The sequence below is a fragment of the Allofranklinella schreckenbergeri genome, assembly GCF_003703475.1.
GTDB lineage: Bacteria > Pseudomonadota > Gammaproteobacteria > Burkholderiales > Burkholderiaceae_C > Lampropedia > Lampropedia schreckenbergeri.
Genome location: NZ_RDQM01000003.1, coordinates 1 through 24593 on the forward strand (window position 1 = coordinate 1; position 24593 = coordinate 24593).

Annotated in this window: 20 protein-coding genes; 14 read left to right on the forward strand and 6 right to left on the reverse strand. The window is 66.4% G+C overall.

Going from position 1 to position 24593, the window contains the following annotated elements; translation table 11 throughout:
• The 4 genes from EBQ26_RS02655 to EBQ26_RS02670 form a co-directional block, all read left to right on the forward strand.
• Positions 1-851, forward strand: an 851-nt coding sequence (locus EBQ26_RS02655; protein WP_147473986.1) for an Lcl C-terminal domain-containing protein, incomplete at its 5' end; no start/stop codon positions are given.
• A 105-nt stretch (positions 852-956) separates the two neighbouring features.
• A complete protein-coding gene (locus tag EBQ26_RS02660; protein ID WP_122237503.1) occupies positions 957-1496 on the forward strand; it encodes an Lcl C-terminal domain-containing protein in 540 nt (179 codons plus the stop codon).
• 182 nt (positions 1497-1678) lie between these two features.
• A complete protein-coding gene (gene smc / locus EBQ26_RS02665) occupies positions 1679-5212 on the forward strand; it encodes a chromosome segregation protein SMC (RefSeq protein WP_122237504.1) in 3534 nt (1177 codons plus the stop codon).
• Between the two features lie 163 nt (positions 5213-5375).
• Entirely contained in the window at positions 5376-6548 is a 1173-nt protein-coding gene (locus EBQ26_RS02670; protein ID WP_122237505.1) for an endonuclease/exonuclease/phosphatase family protein, read from the forward strand.
• Positions 6549-6756: 208 nt separating this feature from the next.
• Here the strand turns inward: EBQ26_RS02670 and EBQ26_RS02680 are convergent, their stop codons facing one another.
• Positions 6757-7038 (reverse strand): CopG family ribbon-helix-helix protein, encoded by a 282-nt coding sequence (locus tag EBQ26_RS02680; protein WP_122237506.1) that lies wholly within the window; start codon positions 7036-7038, stop codon positions 6757-6759.
• Between the two features lie 42 nt (positions 7039-7080).
• Entirely contained in the window at positions 7081-8067 is a 987-nt protein-coding gene (locus EBQ26_RS02685) for an RluA family pseudouridine synthase (RefSeq protein ID WP_122237507.1), read from the reverse strand.
• A gap of 297 nt (positions 8068-8364) precedes the next feature.
• On the opposite strand from EBQ26_RS02685, the gene xerD reads away from it, so the two are divergent.
• The 5 genes from xerD to ruvC all read left to right on the forward strand — a co-directional run bounded on the left by xerD (position 8365) and on the right by ruvC (position 12751).
• Positions 8365-9306: a site-specific tyrosine recombinase XerD gene (xerD, locus tag EBQ26_RS02690; protein WP_122237508.1), complete on the forward strand. Its 942-nt coding sequence runs from the start codon at positions 8365-8367 to the stop codon at positions 9304-9306.
• A gap of 230 nt (positions 9307-9536) precedes the next feature.
• Positions 9537-10814: a Glu/Leu/Phe/Val family dehydrogenase gene (locus EBQ26_RS02695; RefSeq protein ID WP_122237674.1), complete on the forward strand. Its 1278-nt coding sequence runs from the start codon at positions 9537-9539 to the stop codon at positions 10812-10814.
• Positions 10815-11015: 201 nt separating this feature from the next.
• Positions 11016-11762 carry an acetoacetyl-CoA reductase gene (gene phbB, locus EBQ26_RS02700; RefSeq protein WP_122237509.1) on the forward strand — a complete coding sequence of 249 codons (747 nt, stop codon included), beginning with the start codon at positions 11016-11018 and terminating at the stop codon, positions 11760-11762.
• Positions 11763-11887: 125 nt separating this feature from the next.
• A complete protein-coding gene (locus EBQ26_RS02705) occupies positions 11888-12136 on the forward strand; it encodes a TIGR04438 family Trp-rich protein (RefSeq protein ID WP_122237510.1) in 249 nt (82 codons plus the stop codon).
• 66 nt (positions 12137-12202) lie between these two features.
• The gene (gene ruvC / locus EBQ26_RS02710) at positions 12203-12751 is read left to right on the forward strand and encodes a crossover junction endodeoxyribonuclease RuvC (RefSeq protein ID WP_122237511.1); all 549 of its coding nucleotides are present in this window, start codon (positions 12203-12205) and stop codon (positions 12749-12751) included.
• Positions 12752-12803: 52 nt separating this feature from the next.
• Here the strand turns inward: ruvC and EBQ26_RS02715 are convergent, their stop codons facing one another.
• Positions 12804-13655, reverse strand: a complete 852-nt coding sequence (locus tag EBQ26_RS02715; RefSeq protein WP_122237512.1) for a class I SAM-dependent methyltransferase — start codon at positions 13653-13655, stop codon at positions 12804-12806.
• 125 nt (positions 13656-13780) lie between these two features.
• Complete coding sequence (locus tag EBQ26_RS02720; RefSeq protein ID WP_238944094.1) at positions 13781-15796, reverse strand: extracellular solute-binding protein; 2016 nt, start codon at positions 15794-15796, stop codon at positions 13781-13783.
• Positions 15797-15928: 132 nt separating this feature from the next.
• Between EBQ26_RS02720 and EBQ26_RS02725 the strand changes: the two genes are divergently transcribed.
• The 5 genes from EBQ26_RS02725 to EBQ26_RS02745 all read left to right on the forward strand — a co-directional run bounded on the left by EBQ26_RS02725 (position 15929) and on the right by EBQ26_RS02745 (position 22533).
• Positions 15929-16816: a helix-turn-helix domain-containing protein gene (locus EBQ26_RS02725; protein WP_147473987.1), complete on the forward strand. Its 888-nt coding sequence runs from the start codon at positions 15929-15931 to the stop codon at positions 16814-16816.
• Positions 16817-16989: 173 nt separating this feature from the next.
• Positions 16990-19371: a TonB-dependent siderophore receptor gene (locus EBQ26_RS02730; protein ID WP_147473988.1), complete on the forward strand. Its 2382-nt coding sequence runs from the start codon at positions 16990-16992 to the stop codon at positions 19369-19371.
• A 5-nt stretch (positions 19372-19376) separates the two neighbouring features.
• A complete protein-coding gene (locus tag EBQ26_RS02735; protein WP_122237515.1) occupies positions 19377-19841 on the forward strand; it encodes a hypothetical protein in 465 nt (154 codons plus the stop codon).
• A 147-nt stretch (positions 19842-19988) separates the two neighbouring features.
• Entirely contained in the window at positions 19989-20780 is a 792-nt protein-coding gene (gene fabI / locus EBQ26_RS02740; protein WP_122237516.1) for an enoyl-ACP reductase FabI, read from the forward strand.
• A 193-nt stretch (positions 20781-20973) separates the two neighbouring features.
• Positions 20974-22533, forward strand: coding sequence for a multicopper oxidase family protein (locus EBQ26_RS02745; protein ID WP_122237517.1), 1560 nt, complete (start codon positions 20974-20976; stop codon positions 22531-22533).
• A 129-nt stretch (positions 22534-22662) separates the two neighbouring features.
• Here EBQ26_RS02745 and EBQ26_RS02750 read toward each other — a convergent pair whose 3' ends face one another.
• Positions 22663-23205: a DUF192 domain-containing protein gene (locus EBQ26_RS02750; protein WP_238944095.1), complete on the reverse strand. Its 543-nt coding sequence runs from the start codon at positions 23203-23205 to the stop codon at positions 22663-22665.
• A gap of 30 nt (positions 23206-23235) precedes the next feature.
• Entirely contained in the window at positions 23236-24540 is a 1305-nt protein-coding gene (gene coaBC, locus EBQ26_RS02755) for a bifunctional phosphopantothenoylcysteine decarboxylase/phosphopantothenate--cysteine ligase CoaBC (RefSeq protein WP_122237518.1), read from the reverse strand.
• Between the last annotated feature and the right edge of the window lie 53 nt (positions 24541-24593).

Here is a 24593-nt window from a genome sequence, read left to right on the forward strand (position 1 = left end):
CTCCACCGCCACCACCGCCACCACCGCCTCCACCACCTCCACCACCTCCACCGCCTCCACCGCCTCCACCGCCTCCACCGCCTCCACCGCCTCCACCGCCTCCACCGCCTCCACCGCCTCCACCGCCACCCTTCGTCCCCAAACTGCCCCACACCGGCACCACCGACCAGCAGTGCTACGAGGCCGGCAGCGATGTTCTGGTCGTCTGCGACAGCCCGGAAGCCCAAGACCTCAGCGGCCCGGAAAAACAGGACGGCATGCGCCGCCTCATCCATCCGCTGAGCTACAGCGCCGTATCCAATCCGGCAGGCGGCCATTACGACAAGACCGAATGCGTCAAGGACAACCACACCGGCCTGATCTGGGAAGGCAAGGTCAACCAAAGCGGGCATCTGCGGCATTACGCAAACCTCTACACCAACTGGGACAACAATCAGCCGGGCGATGCCGGCGCATACGTGGCAGAGGTCAATACCCAGGGCCTGTGCGGCTTCAACGATTGGCGTCTGCCCACCGTGCGGGAGCTGCAAGGCCTGGTGGACTACGGCAAACCCTCTCCAGGCCCCACTATCGACACCCATTGGTTCCCGCACACCTGGACCAGTGCCTGGAATTACGGCGGCACTTGGGCTTCCGATTCGGCTGCGGGCCATTCCGCCCGTGCCTGGGGCGTCAATTTCGGCTACGGCAGCGTCGTTGGTGGCAGCTGCGGCGTGCGGTGCAGTTGGTGCGGGCCAGCCAGTGAAAAGCGTGGCCTTGGGCGGTCTGCCGCGTTGCAAAGCCTTGCCGGGGCACCTGCTCCGGCCGCGCTTTGCAGCCCATACCAAGCCGCTTCTTGCCCGCTCGCGTAGAGATCGCGAGCAGCCGCCAAGCGCTGGCCCGCAATCCTTTCAATCTGCTCTTCGTCAACCCTCGGCTTCCAAAGACCAGCTCATCCCCTTCAAAGCGAGATCACCATGCCCACCATCCAACCCCCGCCACTCCCCCGCACAACCATCCGGCTCCCCTTGCGCTGGCGCACGGCCCTCGCCGCGCTGGCCCTGGGCGCAGCCGCCATGCCCGCACTGGCCGCCTGCCCCAGCAGCGCGCAGGGGCGCTTTGTGCCCACTGGTGCGAATAACGCCGAAGTGAAAGACACGGAAACGGGCCTGATCTGGCAGCGATGCAGTGTGGGCCGAAGCTGGGATGGCAACGCTTGCACCGGCACAGTGAGCGCCATGACGCATGAAGCCGCCCTGGCCTACGCCAAAGGGCAGGCAGACTGGCGCCTGCCCGACGTGAAGGAGCTCAGCAGTCTGGTGGACCACGGTTGCACAAGGCCGACGATCGATGCCACGGTGTTCCCGGGCACCAGAGCGAGCTGGTACTGGACGGCCACGCCCTATGCGGGCGATTCCGCCAACGCCTGGGGCGTCGATTTCAACTATGGCGTCGCCAGCGGCAGCAACAGCCGCAGCGACCGGCGTGCGGTGCGGTTGGTGCGAACCAGTCAGTGATTGGTGGGGGCGTAAAGGGCGGCCTTTGCGGCGGCGTGACTATAGCCGTGGCGCGGCCGAGGTGGTGCGTTGGGGTGGTTCGTTTGAGTGGCGCGTTTGGATAGGGCCGCCCCCGGCTTTGCCTTTACCATTGCCGCCTTTTTTGCGCGGGCCCTGAGAGCCTGCTTTCCGTTTTCTGCACCGTGCGACTCAACTCCATCAAGCTCTCGGGCTTCAAGTCCTTTGCCGAGCCCACCACCTTCATGCTGCCGGGGCAGATGGTGGGCGTGGTCGGCCCCAATGGCTGCGGCAAGTCCAACATCATGGATGCCGTGCGCTGGGTGCTGGGCGAGTCCAAGGCCAGCGAGCTGCGCGGCGAATCCATGCAGGATGTGATCTTCAGCGGCACGCACACGCGCAAGGCCGCCAGCCGCTCCAGCGTGGAGCTGGTGTTCAACAACGACAGCCAGCGCGCGGGCGGGCAGTGGAACCAGTATGGCGAGATCGCCGTGCGCCGCACGCTCACGCGCGAGGGCGCGAGCACCTACTACATCAACGGCCAGCAGGTGCGCCGCAAGGATGTGCAGGATGTGTTCATGGGCACGGGTCTGGGGCCGCGCGCCTACGCCATCATCGGGCAGGGCACGATCAGCCGCATCATCGAATCCAAGCCCGAGGAGCTGCGGCTGTTTCTGGAGGAGGCCGCTGGCGTCTCCAAATACAAGGAGCGCCGCAAGGAGACCGAGGCGCGCCTGAAGGACACGCGCGAAAACCTCACCCGCATCGAGGACATCCTGCGCGAGCTGACGAAAAACCTGGCCCATTTGGAAGGCCAGGCCGAAGTAGCCGCGCAATACACCCGCTTGCAAGAGCAGGCGCAGCAGGCGCAGCAGCAGTTGTGGCTGCTGCGCCAGAACAAGGCGCAGCAAGAGCTGGACGAAGCCCAGCAGCACGGCCAACAGGCCGTGCAAGGCTTGCAGGCCCACACTGGCGAGATGGAAGAAGCTGCCGCGCGCATGGAGCAGGCGCGCGAGCTGCACTACGCCGCGGGCGAGCAAGTCAACGCCGCGCAAGGGGCGCTGTACGAGGCATCGGCCGAAGTGGGCAAGCTGGAAGCCGAAATCCGCTTCGTGCTCGAAGGCCAGCAGCGCGCCCAGCAGCGCCTGATCGCGCTGGAACAGCAATTGGCCCAATGGCAGGGCGCAGCAGGCCAATCCAGCGAAGAACTCGCCACGCTGGACGATGACGACGCCAGCGCCGCCGAGCGCAACGAAACCCTGGCCGCCCAGGTGCAAGAGCAGGCGGCGTTGTTGCCCGAACTGGAGCAAGCCTGGAGCGAGGCCCGCCAGGCCGCCGAGCAAGCGCGCCAGCAGGCCCAGCAAGCCCAGCAGCAATTGCAAGTGCTGGCTGCCGAGCAGCGTGGCCTGCAAGAGCGCCAGCAGCAAACCCAGCAGCGGCTCGAGCGCATCGCGCAAGAGCGCAAAGGCTTGCAAGCCTTTGACGAAGCCCATTTGCAAGAGCAGCAAGCCGCGCTGGCCGCCGCGCGCGAGGAGGCCGAATTCAACCAAGCCGCCTGGGCCGAGCTGCACGACAGCATCCCCGGGCTGGACGAGCAGCGCCGCCAGGCCCAGCAGCGCCTGCAAGCCAGCGTGGGCCAGCTCGCCAGCCTGGAGGCGCGCCTGCACGCCCTGCGCGCCTTGCAAGAGAAAGTGCAGGCCGATGCCAAGCTCGCTCCCTGGCTGGCCGAGCAGGGGCTGGGCGACTTCCAGCAACTTTGGCAGCGCCTGCACGTCGATGCCGGGTGGGAGCAAGCCGTGGAAGCCGCGCTGCGCGAACGCATGGCCGCGCTGCCCGTTTCGCGGCTGGAGGCCGTGCGCGGCTTTGCCAGCGCCGAGCGCCGCCCGCCCGCCAAGCTGGTGTTCTACGCCGAGGGGCAGGGCGGGGAAACGCCCGGCCAGGCCCCATCGGCCGCCTTGGGCTTGCCCGCCCTGGCCGACAAGCTGCGCTGCGACGACGCGCGCCTGAGCGCCGTGCTGGCCGACTGGCTGCATGGCTGCTACAGCGCCGCCCATCTGGACGATGCCCTGGCCGTGCGCGAGCGCCTGGCCCCCGGCGAGCAAATCCTGCTGGCCGCAGGCCATTGCATCACCCGCCACAGCCTGGGCTTTTACGCCGAGGACAGCGAGCAAGCCGGCCTGCTGGCGCGCGCGCAGGAAATCGAAACCCTGCAAGAACAATGCGCCGCGCAAGAAGCCACCGTGCAGGACGAGCGCAGCGCCCAGGCCCAGGCCGAAGCCGCCTACCAAAGCGCCGCCGCCGCCGTGCAGCAGCAGCGCGCCGCTGCCGACCAGACGCAAAAACGCGCCCACGACCTGCAAGTGCAGGTGCTGCGGCTGACGCAGGAGGCCGAACACCTGCGCTCCGCCCACGCCCGGCTCGATGGCGATTGGCAAGAACTGCAAGCCGCGCAAGAAGAACTGCAAGAGCGCGCCATGGATGCCGAGGCCCGCTTTGAAGAACTCGACGCCCAACTGGCCGAGCTGCAAGAGCGCCAGCTCGCTTGCGACGACGCCAGCGCCAGCGCCGAGCGCCAGCTCACCCAGGCGCGCGAGCAGCAGCGCCAACTCGAGCGCCAATGGCAGGAGGCGCAATTCGGCCTGCAAAGCCTGCAAAGCCGCCGCGAAGAATTGCAGCGCCACCTGCGCACCGCCGACCAGCAACTGCACACCGTGCAGGCCGAAATGCAGGAGGCCCACATGGAGCTGGAGCGCCTGGCCGGGCACGCCGCGCTCGATGGGCTGGAACAGGCCCAGGCCCGCAAAGCCGAGCGCGAAGCCACCCTGCATCAGGCGCGCCAGCACTACGACGACATGGGCCGCCAACTGCGCGCCGCCGACGAAGCGCGCATGCAGCAAGAGCGGGCGCTGGAGCCGCTGCGCCAGCGCATCACCGAGCTGCGCCTGAAAGAGCAGGCCGCGCAACTGGCCTGGCAACAGTTCGAGGAGCTGCTCGTCGAAGCCGGGGCCGACAAAGCCGCCGTTGCCCAAAGCATCGCCGCAGGCCAGGTGCGGCTGGAGGGGCTGCAAGGCGAGATCGACCGCATGCAGCGCCAGATGCAGGCACTGGGCCCCGTCAACCTCGCTGCGCTGCAAGAGCTGGAGCAAGCCCGCGAGCGCGAAACCTACCTGGACGGCCAGGCCAAAGACCTGCAAGAAGCCATGCAAACGCTGGAGCAGGCCATCCGCACCATCGATGCACAAACGCGCGAGCTGCTGCAAACCACCTTCGACACCGTCAACCGCCACTTTGGCGAAATGTTCCCCGAGCTGTTTGGCGGCGGCCAGGCCAAACTCATCATGACGGGTGGCGAAATCCTCGACGCAGGCGTGCAAGTCATGGCCCAGCCGCCGGGCAAGCGCAACCAGACCATCCACTTGCTCTCCGGCGGCGAAAAAGCGCTCACCGCCATTGCGCTGGTGTTTGCCATCTTCCAGCTCAACCCCGCGCCGTTCTGCCTGCTCGACGAGGTGGACGCGCCGCTGGACGACGCCAACACCGAGCGCTACGCCCGCCTGGTCAAGCGCATGAGCGCCATGACCCAGTTCCTCTACATCAGCCACAACAAAATCGCCATGGAAATGGCCGAGCAGCTCATCGGCGTGACCATGCAGGAGCGGGGCGTCTCGCGCATCGTCGCCGTCGATATGCAGGAGGCGCTGGGCATGGCCGAAGGGTGAATTTTTCGTATTCCAATCAAAGAAAAAGTGGCTTATTGACCATCATGCCGAAACATATGGATTTTTTATTCTTTGAATTGGAATTTTGCATAATCGCCACGCGCCCGAGCGGTTGGGCATGCTACCCTGCACGCCCCGTCCAAGCCCCCGCCCTTGTCGCACCATGAGCGCCACCCTCCTTCTCACCCTCTGCACCGCGCCGCTGATCCTGCTGACCGCGCTGCCCTTTTTCAAGGCGCGGGCCTGGTGGGTGCGCATCTGGGATTTCCCGCGCCTGCAACTGGCCATCCTGTTGGCGCTGGCCGCGCTGGCGCAAGTGTGGTGGCTGGATGTGGCCCGCCCAGCCCCCGCCGCGCTGCTGGCCGCCACCCTCGCCAGCCTGGGCTACCAGCTCTGGTGGATCCTGCCCTACACCCGCCTGTGGCGGCGCGAAGTGCGCTGGGCCGATGCGCACGAAAGCGGCCCACGCCTGCGCATGCTCTCGGCCAACGTGCTCACCCCCAACCGCAACGCGCCCGCGCTGCTGGCGCTCATCGCGCAGCACCGCCCCGACATCGTCGTCACGCTGGAGAGCGACGAGTGGTGGCAGGCGCAACTTGCCCCCCTGCACGCGCAATACCCCCATCGCCTGGCCTGCCCGCTGGACAACCTCTACGGCATGCACTTGTATTCGCGCCTGCCGCTGGATCAGGCCAGCATCGAGTTTCTGGTCGAGGCCGATGTGCCTTCCATGCACGCCAGCGTGCTGCTGCACCCGGCCGGCAACGGCCGCGAAGCCGTGCGCGCGCGCCTGCACGTGTTGCACCCCGCACCGCCCAGCCCCAACGAGGCCGACAGCTCCACCGAGCGCGATGTGGAGCTGGTGATGGTGGCCAAAAGCCTGGAGCGAGAAGACGGCCCCATCATCGTTGCGGGCGACTTGAACGACGTGGGCTGGTCGCCCACCACGCGGCTGTTTCGCAAAATCAGCGGCCTGCTCGATCCGCGCGTGGGGCGCGGCATGCTCAACAGCTTTCACGCCCATTACTGGTTTGCGCGCTGGCCGCTGGACCACTTCTTCCACAGCGACCACTTCGAGCTGGTAGGCATTCACCGCCTGCCCACCATCGGCTCCGATCACTTCCCCGTCATGATCGAGCTGCAATACCACCCGGCCAACAAGCACCAGCAAGAAGGCCTGCAAGCCAGCGGCCAAGACCGCCAGGAGGCCCGCGCCTTCCTGCGCGAGCAAGAGGCCAGCGCAGCCGACGTGCCCGAGCCAGCCGCGCAGGAGGGGCGGCGACTGGACGGGCAGGGCAGGGGCCAACGCGCGAGAAATGAAAAGGCCGGTTGGTAACCGGCCTTGAAAACTGCCCAGCCTCCTTTTAAAACCCCGCTTCTTTTTGATGGCGCACCGCCAAGATGGTGATCGCATCCCCATCCACACGGTACAAGGCCACAGCCAGCGCGGATCGCCTTGACGGCGCGCTGGGCCGCATCGGGGTTTTTGGGGAGAAGAAAGCGGTAAAGGCGTTGAAGATCGACCGCAGCGCGCGGCGACCAAATCAGCGATGGCATGGGGGCAGCGGCGCGTCTTCACCCGCTTGCAGCCTGGCTAGCCAGGCATCGACTTCTTCGCCTGTCAGGTGTAGCCCTGTGCGCTGGTATTCCTCCCAGGCCTCAAGGACATCTTGCTGGAAGGCCTGGCGCTTTTCTTCCCGCTCCAAATAGTTTTCTATGGCGGTGTGCAGCATGGCATGCGCCGTGCGGTTTTGGGTTTGCGCCAAATGCTGGATGCGCTGGTGCAGCGCTTCGTCCAGGTTGAGGGATAGGGCGATCGTTGGCATGAGGCGTTCTCCTGAATATCGGCGAATATCGGCGCCCGCACCTTAGCACAGCCAATCCACCGGCCAATCCCCTCCCGGCGGGCACTCCAGCGCCACGGTTTCACCGCTGCGCGGGTGGCTAAAGCGCAGCCGCCAGGCGTGCAAGAACATGCGGTTCAGGCCCTGCTTGGCCAGGCGTTTGTTCCAGTCGAAATCGCCGTATTTCTCATCGCCCGCGATAGGGTGGCCGCTGCTGGCGGTGTGTACGCGGATTTGGTGCGTGCGGCCGGTTTTGATCGTCACCTCGATCAGGCTGGTGGCGGGCATGCCCCGCTCGGGCTGGGCGGGCCAGGTGTGGCGCACGACGAACAGCGAGAGCGCGTGCATGCCCTCGGCGTCGCTTTTCTCCGTCGGGCGCACGCGGCGTTCGCCATCGGGCAGCAGGTATTTGCGCAGGGGCGTGTCCACCACCTTGCGGCGCTGGGGCCAGGCGCCTTTGACCACGGCCAGATAGGTTTTGCCCGTGCTGCGGGCGCGAAATTGGTCTTGCACGTGGGTCAAGGCGCTGCGGCGCTTGGCAATGAGCAAGATGCCCGAAGTCTCTTTATCCAGCCGGTGCACCAGCTCCAGAAAACGCGCCTCGGGGCGGGCGGCGCGCAACTGTTCGATGACGCCAAAGCTCACGCCGCTGCCGCCGTGCACGGCCACGCCAGCGGGTTTGTGGATGGCCAGCAGCAGCTCGTCCTCGAACAGCACGGCAAATTCCCGCGCGGGCGCAGGTGTGCCGGGGGCGGCGTTTGCGCCCGCGTCACCCACGGCGCTGGCGCGCACGGGCGGCACGCGCACGATGTCGCCTGCGGCCAAGCGGCTGTCGGCCTGGGCGCGGCCTTTGTTCACGCGCACCTGGCCGCTGCGGATGAGGCGGTACACATGGCTTTTGGGCACGCCTTTGACGGTGCGAAACAGGAAGTTATCCAGCCGTTGGCCAGCCCATTCTTCCTGCACGGTCAAAAACTGGGCGGTGGGCGAGGGCGATGCGGGGGCGGACATGGCGGCAGGGCAGGGCAGAGAGCAAAAGCCGCGCACTGTAGCCAAGTTTGCGGCCGGTGAGGGGGTGGTGTGGCAGGGAGGCGGCTTTCCAAGTGTTTTATTTCTATTTCAAGAGAAATAAAATATCCTTGTTTTGGCAACATTGATATAAAAGTAATTTTATATTGATATGTAATTTGAAAATTCTGCAAAGCCCGCCTGGCAGGTAGGCGGAGCGCCCTAAGATGGCAGCTTTGCTGGATTTCCCGCTTGCTTTGCGCCTCCTTTTTGCCTTCTTTCCCGCCGCCCTGTATCCCGATGAACGCGCCTGCCCTTGCCGCCGATCCCGCTGCGCCCGCCTTGCCCCGGCCTGACGATCAGGCGCTGATCGATCGTTTTATCGACAGCCTCTGGCTGCACGAAGGCCTGGCGCGCAACACCTTGTACGCCTACCGCAAGGATTTGGAGCTGCTGGCCGCCTGGCTGGCGCAACAGCAAGGGCCTGCGCTGCTGGCCGTGGGCGAGGGCGATGTGCACCAGTATTTCGCCGCCCGCCACAGCCAGACCAAGGCCAGCACGGCCAACCGCCGCCTGACGGTGCTCAAGCGCTTTTACCGCTGGGCGCACCGCGAGGGCCTATGCGCCAGCGACCCCACCGCCCGCACGGATGCCGCCCGGCAAGCCCTGCGCGTGCCCAAGACGATGAGCGAGGCCCAGGTCGAGGCGCTGCTGGCCGCGCCCGACACCAGCACCGCGCTGGGCCTGCGCGACCGCGCCATGCTGGAGCTGCTCTACGCCAGCGGCCTGCGCGTGAGCGAGCTGGTGGCGCTGAAAACCTGGCAAATCCGCACCAACGAAGGTGTGCTGCAAGTCACCGGCAAGGGCAGCAAGGAGCGCCTGGTGCCCTTTGGCGCCGTGGCTCAGCAATGGCTGGAGCGCTACGCGCAAGAGGGCCGGGCGCTCATCCTGGCCGGGCAGATGACGGACGATTTTTTCGTCACCGCGCGCGGCCAGGCCATGGGGCGCGCCATGTTCTGGGTGCTGATCAAGAAATACGCCGTGCAGGCGGGCATCACGCAATCGCTCTCGCCGCATACCTTGCGCCATGCCTTTGCCACGCATTTGCTCAACCACGGCGCGGATTTGCGCGCGGTGCAAATGCTGCTGGGGCATTCGGATATTTCCACCACCACCATTTACACCCACGTGGCGCGCGAGCGGCTGAAAAACCTGCACGCCGAGCACCACCCGCGCGGGTGAGCCGAGCTGCTGCTTGGGCGCCATGCCCTGGCGGATGGACAAAGCCCAGGCGCGCGCCTATGCTCTGGCGCGCTGTGCCAACACAACCCTCAGGAGAGACAAGCATGCCTTCCAGCACCTCGAAAGACGCCGCCAAAAAAGCTGCCAAAACAGCGAAAAAAGCCGTGAAAAAAGCGCCGCCCCAAACGCCCGCCGATGCGCCCCAGACCGCAGCCCCCAGCCCAGAGCGCATGGCGCACGCGCTGCCTTCTTATCTGGACGCCAACGACCTGGGGCCTTGGGGCATTTACCTCAAACAAATCGATCGCGTCACCCCTTACCTGGGCCACCTGGCCAAATGGGTGGAAACGCTCAAACGCCCCAAGCGCTCGCTCATCGTCGATGTGCCGGTGGAGCTGGACGACGGCACCGTGGCCCACTTCGAGGGCTATCGCGTGCAGCACAACCTCTCGCGCGGCCCGGGCAAAGGCGGCGTGCGTTTTCACCAGGATGTCACCCTCTCCGAAGTGATGGCGCTATCGGCCTGGATGTCGATCAAGAACGCCGCCGTCAACGTGCCCTATGGCGGCGCCAAAGGCGGCATCCGCATCGACCCGCGCAAATACTCGCAAAACGAGCTGGAGAAAGTCGCGCGCCGCTACACCAGCGAAATCGGCCTCATCATCGGCCCCACCAAGGACATCCCCGCCCCCGACGTCAACACCAATGAGCGCGTGATGGCCTGGATGATGGACACCTACTCCATGAACGTGGGCAGCACCGCCACCGGCGTAGTCACCGGCAAGCCCATTGAGCTGGGCGGCTCCCTGGGCCGGCGCGAAGCCACCGGCCGGGGCGTGTTCACCGTCGGCGTGGAGGCAGCCAAGCTCGTCGGCCTGGAGATCGAAGGCGCACGCGTGGCCGTACAAGGGCTGGGCAACGTCGGCGGCACCGCAGCCAAGCTGTTTGCCGATGCCGGCGCACGCATCGTCGCCGTGCAAGACCACACCGGCAGCATCTACCGCAAGGCCGGGCTGGATGTGGATGCCCTGCTCGAGCATGTGCGCACCAGCGGCGGCGTGGCGGGCTTCAAAAAGGCCGATGCCACCAGCGCCAAGGAATTCTGGGCCTGCGATTGCGACATCCTCATCCCCGCCGCGCTGGAAGGGCAGCTCACTGCCGACAACGCGCCACTGGTCAAAGCCCGCATGGTGATCGAAGGCGCCAACGGCCCCACCACCCCGGCCGCGGACGATATCCTCAACGACAAAGGCGTGCTGGTGCTGCCCGACGTCATCGCCAACGCCGGCGGCGTGACGGTGAGCTACTTTGAATGGGTGCAGGACTTCTCCAGCTTTTTCTGGACGGAGGAAGAAATCAACCAGCGCCTGGTCAAGATCATGAAAGACGCCTTCAGCGCCGTCTGGCACGTGGCCCAGCAGCACAAAGTTTCGCTGCGCACAGCCACCTTCATCGTCGCCTGCTCGCGCATCCTGCAAGCGCGCGAACTGCGCGGCTTGTATCCATAAGCTGCCACGCTGCGCTTGGCACGCAAAAAACGGGGCTGCTGGCGGTTGCAAGCCAGCGGCCCCGTTTTATTTCAGGGGGTGCCCGTGTTTTGCCGCGGTTTGCACTGGATCAAGTCCAGGCCCTGCATTTGGGCCTACAGTGACGGCTGCGGGTTTTCCCGTATCGATTGATTGGGTTTTTCACAGAAAGGACAACACGAAATGACAACCACGCAACGCACGGCTTTGGTCACGGGCGCTTTGGGCGGGCTGGGCACGGCCATCGTGCAGGCTTTGCACGAGGCGGGCCATCAGGTCATCGCCAGCGATTTGCCTGGGCAAGAGTGCCAGCAGGCTTGGGAGCAGGCGCAGCGTGAGGCGGGGCGCAACGTGCGTTTTTACGGCATGGATGTGGCCGATTACGAGTCGGCACAGGCGCTGGCGCAGCAGTTGGAAAAAGAGGGCGTGCAGGTGGACATTCTCGTCAACAACGCGGGCATCACGCGCGATGGCACGTTCCGCAAGTTGAGCAAGGACAAGTGGGATGCCGTGCTGAGCACCAACCTGGATTCGATTTTCAACGTCACCAAGCCGTTTATCGATGGCATGTGCACGCGCGGCTGGGGGCGCATCATCAATATCTCCTCGGTCAACGGCTCCAAGGGACAGTTCGGGCAAACCAACTACTCCACCGCCAAATCGGGCATGTATGGCTTTACCAAGTCCCTGGCGCTGGAAGTGGCCAGCAAGGGCGTGACGGTCAACGCCATTTCGCCGGGCTATCTGGCCACGCAGATGGTGGAGGCCATCCCCAAGGATGTGCTCGATCAAATCATCCCCACCATCCCCGTGCGCAAGCTGGGCAAGCCCGAGCACATTGCCCAACTGGTGGCTTTTGTTGCCAGCGATGCGGGTGAATACATCACGGGCAGCAACATCGCCATCAACGGCGGCTTGCACATGTATTGAGGCTGGCTGATGGCCAGGGGGCCGGGCGTAGAATCGTTCGGCCTTTTGGCTGTGGTTGGTTGTGATTGGCTGCGGTCGGCTGTCGGGGCTGGCCGCTTTTGTTTGGCCTGAAACAGCGTTTGCTTATGTATTTGCTTGGACTGTCCCTGATCTTGCTGGCGATGAAGTATTTCGCCGTAGGCCCGGTGGCCCAATGGCCCTGGTGGTGGATTGCCGTGCCGTTTGGCCTGACGGCGGCGTGGTGGGCATGGGCCGATTGGTCGGGCTACACCAAGCGCAAGATGATGGAGCGGGAGAACCGCAGAAAGGCCGAGCGCATCGAGCGCGACAAGCAGCGCCTGGGCCTGACGACGCAGCGGCGCAAGAAAAAATAAGCGGGGCGGGGCAGCCTTGCCCGCCCCGCCGCAACGGCCCATGTAACTTGCTCATGTAATTTGCCCATGCGCATTCTTGGCATAGACCCCGGCTTGCAGACGACAGGCTTTGGCGTGATCGACGCGCACGGCCAGCAGTTGCGCTATGTGGCCAGCGGCGCGATCCGCACCACGGCGGCGCAGCGCGGCGATGTGCCGGGGCGGCTGAAAATCCTGTTTGACGGCATCGCGCAAATCACGCGCGAATACCAACCCGACCAGGCGTGCGTGGAGATCGTGTTCGTCAACGTCAACCCGCAATCGACGCTGCTGCTGGGCCAGGCGCGTGGGGCTTGCGTGACGGCGCTGGTGGCGCAAGGGCTGCCGGTGGCGGAGTACACCGCCTTGCAGATGAAAAAATCCATCACCGGCCACGGCCGGGCGGCCAAATCGCAAATCCAGGAGATGGCGCGCCGCCTGCTGCAACTGCCTGGCCTGCCCGGCACGGATGCGGCCGATGCGCTGGGCCTGGCCATCACCCACGCCCACGCCCAGCGCACCCGCCAGGCGCTGGAGAAAACCGCCACCTTGCAGCGCCGCCAGCACGCCATGTACAAGGCGGGGCGCAACTATTGATTATTTACAAATCAATAGGAAATAAAACCGCCTTGTTTTGGCTTGATGGGTGTCAAGCAGATTTTCTAATGATTTGTAACTCTCCACGTGGCGGGTGATGGGGAGATCTCTTGACGCGCCCGCCCTCACTGGCGCACTGGCTGGACGAGGCCGATGGGGTGGTGATGGCGGGCAGGCTTTGCGGCACGCGCCAGCGCCGCCAATGGGTTTCGAGCAGGCGGCAGCCGTGGACTTTTTTCACCGCCACGAGGAAATACACGCCGCCCAGCAGCGGCAGGCGATCGTGGCTGAGGCGATCGATCCAGCCCAGGCGCTCGTACCACTTGGCGTTTTGCAGCCGGGGCAGATGGCAGCCGAAGTGGCAGGCTTGCACTTCATAGCCCATCAAGTGCAGCCAATCGCGCAAGCGCAGGTAGCCAATGGACGCGCCCAGTTGCGCACCTGGTTGCGCGCGCGGCAGGCGAGGGCGCAGGCCCAAGGGGCGGGCGGGGTTGAAGCCGCTGACGATCAGCCGCCCTTCCGGGCGCAGCACGCGCGTGGCTTCGCGCAAGGCGGCGTGGGGCTGGTGGCTGATTTCCAGAGCGTGGGGCATGGCGATGAGGTCGAACTGGTCGGCGGCGAAGGGCAGGGCTTCGGCCGCAGCGATGAGTGTGGGGCGCGGCGCGTGGGCGCTGGCGGGCGTGGCGGTTGCGTAGGCAGGCTCGGCCCCTTCCTGCATGTGCCAGGCGTGCTGGATGCGGCTGCTGCGCAGGGCGGCAATGGCAGGGGTGCCGATGTGCAGGGCGTAGTAGCCAAAAAGGTCTTGCACGGCCTGGTCGTAATGGCGTTGCTGCCAGGCGCTGACGTAACGGCCGGCGGCGCTGTCGTGCAGCCATTGGGCAAAGGTGGGGGGCGGTGCAGGCATGGCTGGGTCTTGTCTCCTGTTTTTCTATCAAAGGAAAATGTGCTTTTTGTCTGTTTTGCCGTAATGGGTTTGTTTTATTTCCTTTGATTGGTTATTTTTGCGGCTAAGCGTCGTTGACAGGCTGGCTATGGAGTGGGTGAGGGCAGCGTGGCCCACCAATAGGCCATGGCCCAGTTCTCCAGCACCTGCACATACGGCGGCATGGGCGCTTGAAAGGCCAGGCGCTGGGCGTTGTACACAACGCGGAAGTTGCTGGCGTACCAGGCGGGCACCATGACGTTTTCGGCGGTGACGACGCGCTCCAGCGCGCGGCAGGCGGCCTGGTAGTCGGCCTGGGTGCCTGCCTGCACCATGCGGGCGATGAGGGCGTCCACCGCCGGGCTTTTCAGGCCGCTGTAGTTGGCCGAGCCGTTTTGATCGGCGGCGGCGCTGCCAAAGAGCTGGGCGTATTCCTGGCCGGGGTTGTGCGTGCCCTGGATGTTCAGCGAGGTGATGTCGTAGTCGAAAGCGTCCATGCGCTGGAGCATCAGCGCGAAATCGACGACGCGAAAGCGCAGCTCGATGCCGATTTTTTGCAGGTTGCGCTGCCAGGGCGCGACGGTGCGGATGCCCGCTTCGTTGCTGTCCATCACCTCCAGCACCAGCGGCTGGCCCTGGGCGTTGCGCAGCGTGCCGCCCTGCAGCGTCCAGCCCGCCTGGGCCAGCAACTCGCGCGCCTGGCGCAGGTTCTCGCGCAGGCCGTGCTCGCTGTGGTCGGTGCGCGGCGGCTCGGGCATGGGGCCGAAGGCTTGGGGCGGAATCTGACCGCGCCAGGGTTCGAGCAAGGTCAGCTCGGCGGCGCTGGGCAGGCCCTCGGCGGCGCATTGGGTGTTGCCAAACAGGCCACGGACGCGGCGATAGCTGCCGTAGAACAGGCGGCGGTTCATCCACTCGTAATCCATCGCCAAGGCAAGAGCGCGGCGCACGCGCACATCTTGCAAATGGGGGCGGCGCAGGTTGAGAAAGTAGCTTTGAAAGCCTGTGGGGTTGCGGTGCTCGAACTCGGCCTTGACCAGCTCGCCGCTGTCAAAACGTCGCCCCTTGACGCGCCGCGCCCAGTCGCCCGCGCTGTGAAACTGCATCAGATCGAACTCGCCGGCCTTAAGGGCTTCGAGCCGCGCGGTGGCGTCCTTGTAAATGCGGATGGTGATGCGCTCGAAGTTGTGCGCGCCGGCGTTGACGGCCAGCTCGCGCCCCCAGTAATCGGGGTCGCGCACGTAGGTGATGTCGCGCCCGAAGACGACCGGGCCGATGCGGTAGGGGCCGCTGCCAATGGGCGTGTCGGTGATGATTTGGTCAAAGGGCTTGCGCTGCCCATCCGCGCCCAGGCCCCAGTCGCGGCTGAAGATGGGCAGGCCGCCCACGACCAGCGGCAGCTCGCGATCGGGGCTTTTGAAGTGAAAGCGCACGGTGCGCGCATCCAGCACCTCGGCGCGGGCGACTTTTTCCAGCAAGGTGGCGTAGCCGGGCGCGGCCTGGGCGCTGATGAGCGTCTCGAAACTGTGGCGCACATCCTCGGCCAGCACCGGCTTGCCGTTGTGAAAGCGCGCCTGGGCGCGGATGCGGAAGGTGGCCGAGAGGCGATCGGCCGCCATATCCACGCTCTCGGCCAGCAGGCCGTAGCCGGTGGAGGTCTCATCGAGCGCGCCAGTCAGCAAGCTCTCGAACAGCATGGCCTGCAAATAGGCCGGAGCCGAGCCGCGCAGGGTGAAGGGGTTGTATTTGTCGAAGGTGGAAGTGCGCAGATTGCTCACCAGGCGCAGCTCGCCGCCCTTGGGCGCGGCCGGATTGGCGTAGTCGAAATGGGCAAAGCCTGCCGGGTATTTGGGCTGGCCCCACAGCGCGTAGGCGTGGGAAGGCTCGGCCTGGGCGATGCCCGCGCCCAGGGCGCAAGCCAAAACTGCGGCCAGAGCGCCGCCACGCGCCAGCGCGCGCCATGCACGATGGTGCACGGTCGGGGCATCCCTTTGGTCACGAGTGAAAGCGCGTTTGAAAAAGGCGGGCAGCCCCGCTGCCGCCAGCAGTGACTCGCCAGCGCCGCCGGGGCAGAAAAGCAGTCGATCGTCCATGCGAGAATTCTGCCCCACACGGGCTGTTTGCATTTGCGCCAAGCCTTTCGCCGCGCCCTCAACACCTGTTTTCTGGCTTCATTGCTGCTGGGGTTTGCCTTGGCGTGGGTGTTGCCGCTCGATCCCACGGCCTTGCGGGCCAGAGCTACTGATTCGGGACTGCCCATGCCACCACCCACAAGGCGCACTGCCGCGCCGCGCTTCATCGAGCACCGCAGCGATCGGCTGCACCTGCTGGTGCGCGGCGCCGAGCACGCGCCGCAGGCGCCACGCTGCATGGGCGGCAGCGGACACTGCGTGCAGGCCGGGCTGTACGTCACGCTGCTGGTGCACGGCAGCCTGCAACTGCGTTGCGGCGACTGCGCCAGCGCGCCGCGCAGCGGCGGCATGCAGGTGCTGGCCGTGCGCGAGCCACTGCCCTGGAGCGCACAGGGCCAGGCCTGCGCGCTGTGCGCCGTGGGCGTGAGCATGCTGCGCGCCGATCTGCGCGCGCGGGCGCTGGAGGGTTGGTTTGACGGCCTGTTCGCCCCGCACCAGGCGCTGCGCCAGGTGCAGGTGGCGGCCGAGCCGCGCTGCCTGGCATTGGCGCAAGACATTCTGGGCAGCGACCCGCGCCAGCCCTTGGCGCTGATGCGGCTGGAGGCCGCCGCGCAAACCATCTTCCTGCGTGGCATTGCGGCGCTGGAGCAGGCGCGCGCGCCTGCGCCGCACGAGCGCCTGTTGCATCTGGCCGATGCGCTGGAGGCCGACCTGGCCCGCGCCTGGACGCTGGACGACATGGCGCGCCTGGCCGGCATGAGCGCGCGCAGCCTGAGCGCGGCCTTCCGCCGCGAGCTGGGCGACTCGCCCTTTGGCTGGCTGCGCCAGCGCCGCCTGCTGCGCGGCCGGCACATGGTGCTGGACGAGGGCCTGCCCATCGCCCTGGCGGCCGAGCGCCTGGGCTTCAGCAGCGCGGCGCACTTCAGCACCGCCTTTCGCGCCCATTTCGGCCAAACGCCCAGCCAGATGCGCCGCCAGGGCGGGCTTGCGCCGGGCCAGCAAGGGGGCGGCTAAGCGCCTGTTGAAGGCTCGCCAGGCAAACGCCTGCCAGTGGGCGGATGGTCACAGAGCCGGTTCAACGATCAACATGCTGGCAAATGCAAATCATTCGCCACTAAATGAAAGTGCACGGATGACCGGCAGCCTAGATTCCTCCATCACACATATCGCAGCATGGAGGCATCGCAATGACAGCGCAGTTCGTTTCGCGGCCGTGGCAGCGCCGCGTTTTTTCTTCTTTTTCTTGTCCTTCTTCCTCTCCGGCAAACCCGCCCGGGTGGGCGCATGGCGTGCTGGCGACGGCGGCGCTGGCCTGCCTGGCGGTGGCAGGCCCCGGCTGGGCGGCGCAGCCTGCCGCCCAGCCGGGCCAGCCGGGCCAGCCGGTGGTCGGCGAGCTGCCCACCGTGACCGTTCGCGGCGATGTGCTTGATGCGCCCGATGCGCCTGGCGAGGCCACTGCCGATGAAGGGCGCAGCGGCAAGCTGGCACAGCGCGCGCAGGGCGCGACCAAGACGGATACGCCGCTGCTGCGCACGCCGCAGTCGGTGTCCGTCATCACCGAGACGGCGCTGCGCGACAGCGGCGCCACCAGCCTTGACCAGGCGCTGGCCTACCTGCCGGGCCTGTACGCGCCGGTGAGCGGCGGCAACGATTCCAGCCGCTACGACTTCGTCAGCCTGCGCGGGCAGAGCTACAACGGGGCAATGTTTTTCGATGGCATGCGCGCCAGCTTCGGCATTGGCAACCTGAGCCTGCCGCAGTTCGACCCCTGGCTGATCGAGCGCGTAGAGGTGCTGCGCGGCCCGGCATCGGCGCTGTACGGGCAGGGCTTGCCCGGCGGCCTGGTCAACGTGCGCGCCAAGCGCCCCAGTGCTCAAGCCTCCCAAGATGGCCGGGCGCAGCGCGCGGCCGGGCTGACGCTGGGCAGCCACGGCCAGCGCGCCCTGCGGCTGGATGTGGGCGGCCAGGCGGGCCAAGGCGCGCTGGCCTGGCGGCTGGCGGCGCTGGCGCGCGAGGCAGGCAACCAGATCGCGCATGTGCGCGAGCAGCGTGTGGCGCTGGCGCCTTCGCTGCGCTGGCGCATCGCGCCGGGCACGGCGCTGACGCTGCTGGCCAGCCACCACCGCGACCCCAAGGGCGGCTACTACCACAGCGCGCTGTCCATGCAGGGCACGCTCACGCCGCTGCCCGGCGGCGGGTACATCCCGCGCCGCTTTTTCGTGGGCGAGCCGGCCTTCGACCGCTTTACGCGCCGTCAAAGCACGCTGGGCTACGACTTTGAGCACGCCCTGGGCCAAAGCTGGCAATTGCGCCACGCGCTACGCGCCATCGACTCCCAGGCCGAGGTGCAGGCGCTCTCGGCCATTGCGCTGGCGCCGCCGGCCACGCTGATGCGCTCGGCCATGGCGGTGGATTCGCACACCCGCGCGCTGCTGAGCGACACCACGCTGCAAGGCCGGGTGCAAACCGGCGCTGCGCAGCACCACCTGCTGCTGGGGCTGGATGCCATGCGCAGCCGCACGCACCAGCGCCTGGGCATGAACCTGCAAGGATTGCCGCCCATCGACATCTGGCAGCCCGGCTACGGCCAGGCCATCGCCGCGCCCAATGGGCCAGACCGCGCCATGCTTTGGTCCGACACGCGCGACCGCGCCAGCCAGATCGGCCTGTACGCGCAAGACCAGATCGACTGGGGGCGCTGGAGCCTGACTCTGGGCGGCCGCTACGACATCGCCCGCAGCCGCAGCGGGCGCGAAGGCCGGCTGATGGGCGTGTTGCCCACCGACGCGGCCAGCCGCCAGCGCGACCGCGCCTTCTCCGGCCGCGCCGCGCTGGGTTACCGCTTGGGCGATGCACTGGCCGCCTACCTCAGCCACGGAAGCTCTTTCCTGCCGCAAACCGGGATGGATGCGCGTGGCCAGGGCTATCGCCCGCTGACGGCCCGGCAATGGGAGGCGGGCCTCAAATACGCGCCGCCGCAAGGCGGTCTGCAACTGGCTGCTGCCATCTTCCAGATCCAGCAAAAGAACGCCCTCACGCCCGACCCCGAACCCAGCCACGTCTGCCCCGGCCTGACCGGCCCCGGTGCCTGCATGGTGCAAACCGGCCGCCAGCGCACCCGTGGGCTGGAGCTGGAGGCCAAGGCCGAGCTGGGCCGCACCAGCTTCGTGCACGCCAGCCTCACCCTGCTGGACGCGCGCATCACCGCCAGCAATGGCCCCGAGCTGGGCCAGCGCCCCGTCAACATCCCCGGGCGCACGGCCTCGCTCTGGCTCGACCACGCCCTCAGCCCCCAATGGCGCGTGAGCTTGGGCCTGCGCCACACCGGCAGCACCCATGCCGACCCCGCCAACACCGTGCGCGTGCCCGGCCACACGCTGATGGATGCCGCGCTGCGCTACCGCTTTGGCAGCGGCAGCAGCCATGACAGCGCCAGCGGCGAGCGCCCCAGCCTCACACTGCGCGCCAGCAACCTGGCCGACCGCCGCTACGTCAGCTGCGCCAGCGCCAGTTACTGCAACTGGGGCCGGGGCCGCACGCTCAGCGTTGAACTGCACTACCCCTGGTGAGCCGTATGCAACACGCCAACCCCACACCCCCCGCAACGGGCCTGGACGCCGACCTGGCCCGCCAAGTGCAGCAGCGCATGGACTTCAGCCACTGGCCTGCACTCATCGTGCGCATGCCCAGCGCGGATCAGGCCCCCATCCTGTTCGGCATGATCGAAGCCGCGCTGCAACGCGGCCAGCCCTTTGCCTTGGTGGCCGACATGGCCGAGTACCTCAGCGGCCCGCCCGAGACGCCCGAGCAGCGCAAGAGCGCCGCGCTGTGGCTCAAGCAGCACCGCCAAGCCTTTTTCGGCCTGTGCCGTGGCAACGTCTACGTGCTGGCCGACGAGCGCGCCCGAGCCGCCTTGCTGGCTTCAGGCCGCCAGCAGGCCAGCGCCAGCGGCCTGCCCATCGAAGCCGCCGCCACGCTGGAGGAGGCGCTGGCGCTGGCGCAGGGGCTGTTGGCACGCCACCAATCCGGCAATGCCTGACAGGCATGCAGAGCATGCCGCCAAGCATGGGGATGGCCCATGCGAGAATCGCTCCCTACAAGCAGGGCCGCCCCCGCGCGCCGTGGTGCAGCGGCAAAAAAGGGGAATCCGGCCCATCCCCGCATTGCAACGACAAGGAGTGTTTCCATGGGTTTTCTCAGCGGCAAGAAATTGCTGATTACCGGCGTGCTGTCCAACCGTTCCATCGCCTACGGCATTGCCAAGGCCTGCCACGCGCAGGGCGCCGAGCTGGCTTTCAGCTACGTGGGCGAGCGCTTCAAAGACCGCATCAGCGAATTTGCCGCCGAGTTCGACTCCAAGCTCGTGTTCGATTGCGACGTCAGCGATGACGCGCAGATCGAGCGGCTTTTTGCCGATCTGGCCGCGCAATGGGGCCAATTCGATGGCTTTGTGCACAGCATCGGCTTTGCGCCGCGCGAGGCCATTGCGGGCAATTTTCTGGACGGCCTGACGCGCGAGAACTTCCGCGTCGCGCACGACATCAGCGCCTACAGCTTTCCGGCCATGGCCAAGGCCGCGCTGCCGCACCTCAACCCGGGCGCTTCGCTGCTGACGCTGTCGTACCTGGGCGCCGAGCGCGCCGTGCCCAACTACAACACCATGGGCCTGGCCAAAGCCAGCCTGGAAGCGAGCGTGCGCTACCTGGCCGAAGCCGTCGGCCCGCAAGGCATCCGCGCCAACGGCATCAGCGCCGGGCCGATCAAGACCTTGGCCGCCAGCGGCATCAAGGATTTCGGCAAGCTGCTGGCCAACTTCGCTGCCACCTCGCCGCTGCGCCGCAACGTCACGATCGAGGATGTGGGCAATGCTGCGGCCTTTTTGCTCTCCGACCTGGCTTCGGGCATCACCAGCGAAATCCTCTACGTCGATGGTGGCTTCAGCCACACCATTGGCATGCCTTCGCCTTCTGAAGGGTAATTTTTTATCAATCAATAGGATAAAAAATAACCTTGTTTCGGCTTGTTGGGTATAAATTTGTATTTCTTATGAAGTGCAATTAAAGCGGCAAGCCCACGCTGCGCCAGCCCTGGCATTCGGGCCATCCGAAGGGCCGGGCGGGCGGGGTGGGGCCGCAGCCTGGCAGGCCGCAGCGCCATTTCCCTTGTAACCCATGCCATCCCATCCCTTGCCGCCATCCGCGCCTGTTTCCCCAATCTCCCGCCGCGCCAGCATGGGCGTCATGCTGGGCGCTTGCGCCGCAGTGGCTGCGCCGGGCCTGTTGTTCAGCCGCCCGCTGCTGGCGCGTACGGCGCGCGAACCGGCCCAGCGGCCCTGGCTGATTCAGCCCAAAGACCTGCAACCGGGCACCCCCCTGACCGCCGCGCCCCTGAAGGTCAAGCTGCCCGGCCTGGGCCAGCACGACATGAGCGCCTACAACGGTGCGTTGCCCGGCCCCACCATCCGCCTGCGCACCGGTCAAGCCTTTCGCCAGCAGGTGCGCAACCGCTTGAAGGAGGACACGGTGGTGCACTGGCACGGCCTGCCCGCGCCCACCGAGATGGACGGCCAGCCGCGCTACCCCCTGCGCCCGGGTGAGGATGCCGATATCGCCTTCGACATCCGCCAGCGCGCCGGGCTGTACTGGTACCACCCCCATCCGCACGAAAAAACCGCCTCGCAAGCCTGGCAGGGCATGGCGGGCCTGATCGTCGTAGGTGATGAGGAGGAGGACGCGCTGGGCCTGCCCGCGGGCGAGCAGGAGCTGCTGCTGGTGCTGCGCGATGCCCAGCTCAACGGCAAGAAGAAATGGGTGTACCCCAACACCCCATCGGGCAGCCTGGGTGACTTCCCCATGGTCAACGGCGTGCCCTGGCCGCGCACGCGCCTGCCCAACCAATGGGTGCGCTTGCGCATCCTCAACGGCGCCAACGCGCGCGTGTTCATGCTGCGCTGCCGCCACGGCAAAGAGGCGCTGCCGCTGGTGCTGATCGGCAACGACGGCGGTTTGCTGGAAGCGCCCGCCACCGTCGAGCGCATCGAAATGGCCCCGGCCGAGCGCGTCGATGTGCTGCTGGATTTGCGCCGCATCGCCCCCGGCAGCCACATCGGCCTGCACTGCGAGGCCGCTGGCTGGAAATTGCTCGACATCGAAATCACCCAAGCGACCGCCCCCGCTGAAGGCCAGGCCGTCGCCTCCCCAGCCGCTGCCAATTGGGAGCCGCCCGCGCGCCTCTCGCGCATCGAGCCGCTGGCCCACCCCAGCACCGCCCCCGGCGCCAAGGCAGAAGACGCCGAGCCAGACCGCGCCTTCATCTTCCAGGACAACACCCTCATCAACGGCCTGACGCACGATATTTACCGCACCGACTTCGCCGTGCCCTTTGGCAAGGTCGAGCGCTGGCGCTTTGTAGCCATTGGCGAAACGCCGCACCCGGTGCACATGCACGGCGCGCACTTCCAAGTTGTGGGCGGCGCCGCCGCCGACGGCCAGCCGCGCCGCATCGAAGCTTGGGAAAAAGGCTGGAAAGACACCGTGCTGGCCCGCCCCGGTGAAGCGGTGGATGTGCTGGTGCGTTTTGACGCCTACGAAGGCAATTACCTCTTGCACTGCCACAACCTGGAGCACGAGGACGGCGGCATGATGATGAACTTCCTCGTCTCCCGAAACATGGAAATGGCCCAGCGCCGCATCGAGGCTGAGCGGCTGTTCGGCTACGATCCGTTGTGCTGATGGTTTTTCGATCAAAGGAAATTTCGATCAACGCATATCATGCCGAAATAGGGTGATTTTATTTCCTTTGATTTAGAATTTTCAGGTATTTTCAGCATGCGCCAAGGCTTGAACGCTAACGCTTGATGGTTAGCGCTTGAACGGCCCGCCTTTGAGCTTGCTGCCAGGCCCCAGGTTGCGCTGGGCGAACCAGCCTTGGTTCATCTCCAGCACGTAGCGCACGGGTTTTTCGGAGCAGTGCGAGTCGGTCGTCATGGGCTGCATGTCGGCCAGGTTGACGATGACGCCTTGCTCGTCGATGAAGGCGGCGGTCAGTGGCAGCCAGGTGTTTTTCATCCAGAAGCACTGCACGGCGGGGCGCTCGAAGACGAACAGCATGCCTTCCTGCGCGGGCATGCTGGCGCGGAACATCAGGCCCACTTGGCGCTGCGTGGGGGTGCTGGCAATTTGCGCATCAATGCGGTGCATGAGGATGGAGAGGGTGGCGCGTGGCAAATCCAATTGCGCCAGGTTGCTATTGGGCGCCGTGTTGGGGGCTGCGCTTTGGGCTGTATTGGACGCAGGGGCGGGCGCAGCAGGCGCGCTTTGTGCCGGCGGCGTTTGTGGCGTTTGGGCGAGGGCGGTGGCGCTCAGCATCAAGCTGGCGAGGGCGGCGGTGGCGGTGCGAAGCATGGTGTTTGGCGAGGTAGGGGGAGGGTTTGTTCAGTCTTTGGACAGGCGTGCGGCAATTTCCGCTACCAGATGGCGCGCCAGCGTTGTTTTGCTGGCGCGGGGCAGTTCGGTGTGGCCGTGCGCGTCAAAGAGGGTGAGCTGGTTGTCGTCCTGCCCGAAGGTGGCGGGGCCGATGTTGCCCACCAGCAGCGGAATGCCTTTGCGCAGGCGTTTGGCGCTGGCGTGTTCGATGAGGTTGTCGCTCTCGGCGGCAAAGCCGACGCAGTACAGCAGGCCGCTGCGGGCGCGCTCGCTGGCGGCGATGGTGGCGAGGATGTCGGGGTTTTCCACAAACTCCAGCATGGGCGTGGCCTGGCCTGCGGTTTTCTTGATTTTGCTGTGCGCCACTTCGGCGGGGCGCCAATCGGCGACGGCGGCGGTGGCGATGAAGATGTCGCTGCGCTCAGCCTCGGTCAGGGTCGCTTGCAGCATTTGCCGGGCCGATTGCACGTCGATGCGTGCCACGCCGCGTGGCGTGGGCAGGGCGACAGGGCCGCTGATGAGGGTGACGGCTGCGCCCGCCGCTTGCGCGGCCTGGGCGATGGCAAAGCCCATCTTGCCGCTGGAGCGGTTGGTGATGCCACGTACGGGGTCGATGGCTTCGAAGGTGGGGCCTGCGGTGATGAGCAGGCGTTTGCCCGCCAGAGTTTTGGGGGTGAAGTGGGCGATGAGCTCGTGCAGGATTTCGGGCGGCTCCAGCATGCGACCATCGCCGGTTTCGCCGCAAGCTTGCTCGCCGCAGCCGACGCCCAGGGAAAAAGCGCCGTCTTGCACCACCTGGCGCAGGTTGCGCACAGTGCTGGGGTGCTGCCACATCTCGCGGTTCATGGCGGGGGCGATGAGCAGCGGCACGCGCTCCAGCGGGCGCGCCAGGCACAGCAGGCTGAGCAACTCATCGGCGCGCCCTTGCGCCAGGCGGGCGATGAAATCGGCGCTGCATGGGGCCAGCACGATGGCATCGGCCTCGCGGCTGAGCTGGATGTGGGCCATGTTGTCGCTGGCGCGGCTGTCCCATTGCGAGAGGAACACCGGCCGCCCCGAGAGGGCTTGCATGGTCACCGGGGTGATGAATTGGCAGGCGGCTTCGGTCATCACCACCTGCACGCGCGCGCCCGCCTTGGTGAGCAGGCGGCACAGCTCGGCCGATTTGTAGCAGGCGATGCCGCCAGTCAGACCCAGCACGATATGCTTGCCAGCCAACTCCAGCGGTTGGGCGGCGAATTGCGCGGGGGGGGTGGAAGATGTGGGAGAGGGCGTATCGGGCGCCTGGCCCGTGTGGGGCTTGGGGTAGGGCATGAAAGGGCGCGAAGTCGTCGGAGAGGTTTCGCCTGGGCGAAAAACGCGCCCCG

Excerpts from the sequence above, each read along its gene's own strand:
- EBQ26_RS02660 (WP_122237503.1), top strand. The coding sequence starts at position 957 with ATGCCCACCATCCAACCCCCGCCACTCCCCCGCACAACCATCCGGCTC.
- EBQ26_RS02670 (WP_122237505.1), top strand. The coding sequence starts at position 5,376 with ATGAGCGCCACCCTCCTTCTCACCCTCTGCACCGCGCCGCTGATCCTG.
- EBQ26_RS02680 (WP_122237506.1), bottom strand. The coding sequence starts at position 7,038 with ATGCCAACGATCGCCCTATCCCTCAACCTGGACGAAGCGCTGCACCAG.
- EBQ26_RS02685 (WP_122237507.1), bottom strand. The coding sequence starts at position 8,067 with ATGTCCGCCCCCGCATCGCCCTCGCCCACCGCCCAGTTTTTGACCGTG.
- xerD (WP_122237508.1), top strand. The coding sequence starts at position 8,365 with ATGAACGCGCCTGCCCTTGCCGCCGATCCCGCTGCGCCCGCCTTGCCC.
- EBQ26_RS02695 (WP_122237674.1), top strand. The coding sequence starts at position 9,537 with ATGGCGCACGCGCTGCCTTCTTATCTGGACGCCAACGACCTGGGGCCT.
- phbB (WP_122237509.1), top strand. The coding sequence starts at position 11,016 with ATGACAACCACGCAACGCACGGCTTTGGTCACGGGCGCTTTGGGCGGG.
- EBQ26_RS02705 (WP_122237510.1), top strand. The coding sequence starts at position 11,888 with ATGTATTTGCTTGGACTGTCCCTGATCTTGCTGGCGATGAAGTATTTC.
- ruvC (WP_122237511.1), top strand. The coding sequence starts at position 12,203 with ATGCGCATTCTTGGCATAGACCCCGGCTTGCAGACGACAGGCTTTGGC.
- EBQ26_RS02715 (WP_122237512.1), bottom strand. The coding sequence starts at position 13,655 with ATGCCTGCACCGCCCCCCACCTTTGCCCAATGGCTGCACGACAGCGCC.
- EBQ26_RS02720 (WP_238944094.1), bottom strand. The coding sequence starts at position 15,796 with ATGCAAACAGCCCGTGTGGGGCAGAATTCTCGCATGGACGATCGACTG.
- EBQ26_RS02725 (WP_147473987.1), top strand. The coding sequence starts at position 15,929 with ATGCCACCACCCACAAGGCGCACTGCCGCGCCGCGCTTCATCGAGCAC.
- EBQ26_RS02730 (WP_147473988.1), top strand. The coding sequence starts at position 16,990 with ATGACAGCGCAGTTCGTTTCGCGGCCGTGGCAGCGCCGCGTTTTTTCT.
- EBQ26_RS02735 (WP_122237515.1), top strand. The coding sequence starts at position 19,377 with ATGCAACACGCCAACCCCACACCCCCCGCAACGGGCCTGGACGCCGAC.
- fabI (WP_122237516.1), top strand. The coding sequence starts at position 19,989 with ATGGGTTTTCTCAGCGGCAAGAAATTGCTGATTACCGGCGTGCTGTCC.
- EBQ26_RS02745 (WP_122237517.1), top strand. The coding sequence starts at position 20,974 with ATGCCATCCCATCCCTTGCCGCCATCCGCGCCTGTTTCCCCAATCTCC.
- EBQ26_RS02750 (WP_238944095.1), bottom strand. The coding sequence starts at position 23,205 with ATGCTTCGCACCGCCACCGCCGCCCTCGCCAGCTTGATGCTGAGCGCC.
- coaBC (WP_122237518.1), bottom strand. The coding sequence starts at position 24,540 with ATGCCCTACCCCAAGCCCCACACGGGCCAGGCGCCCGATACGCCCTCT.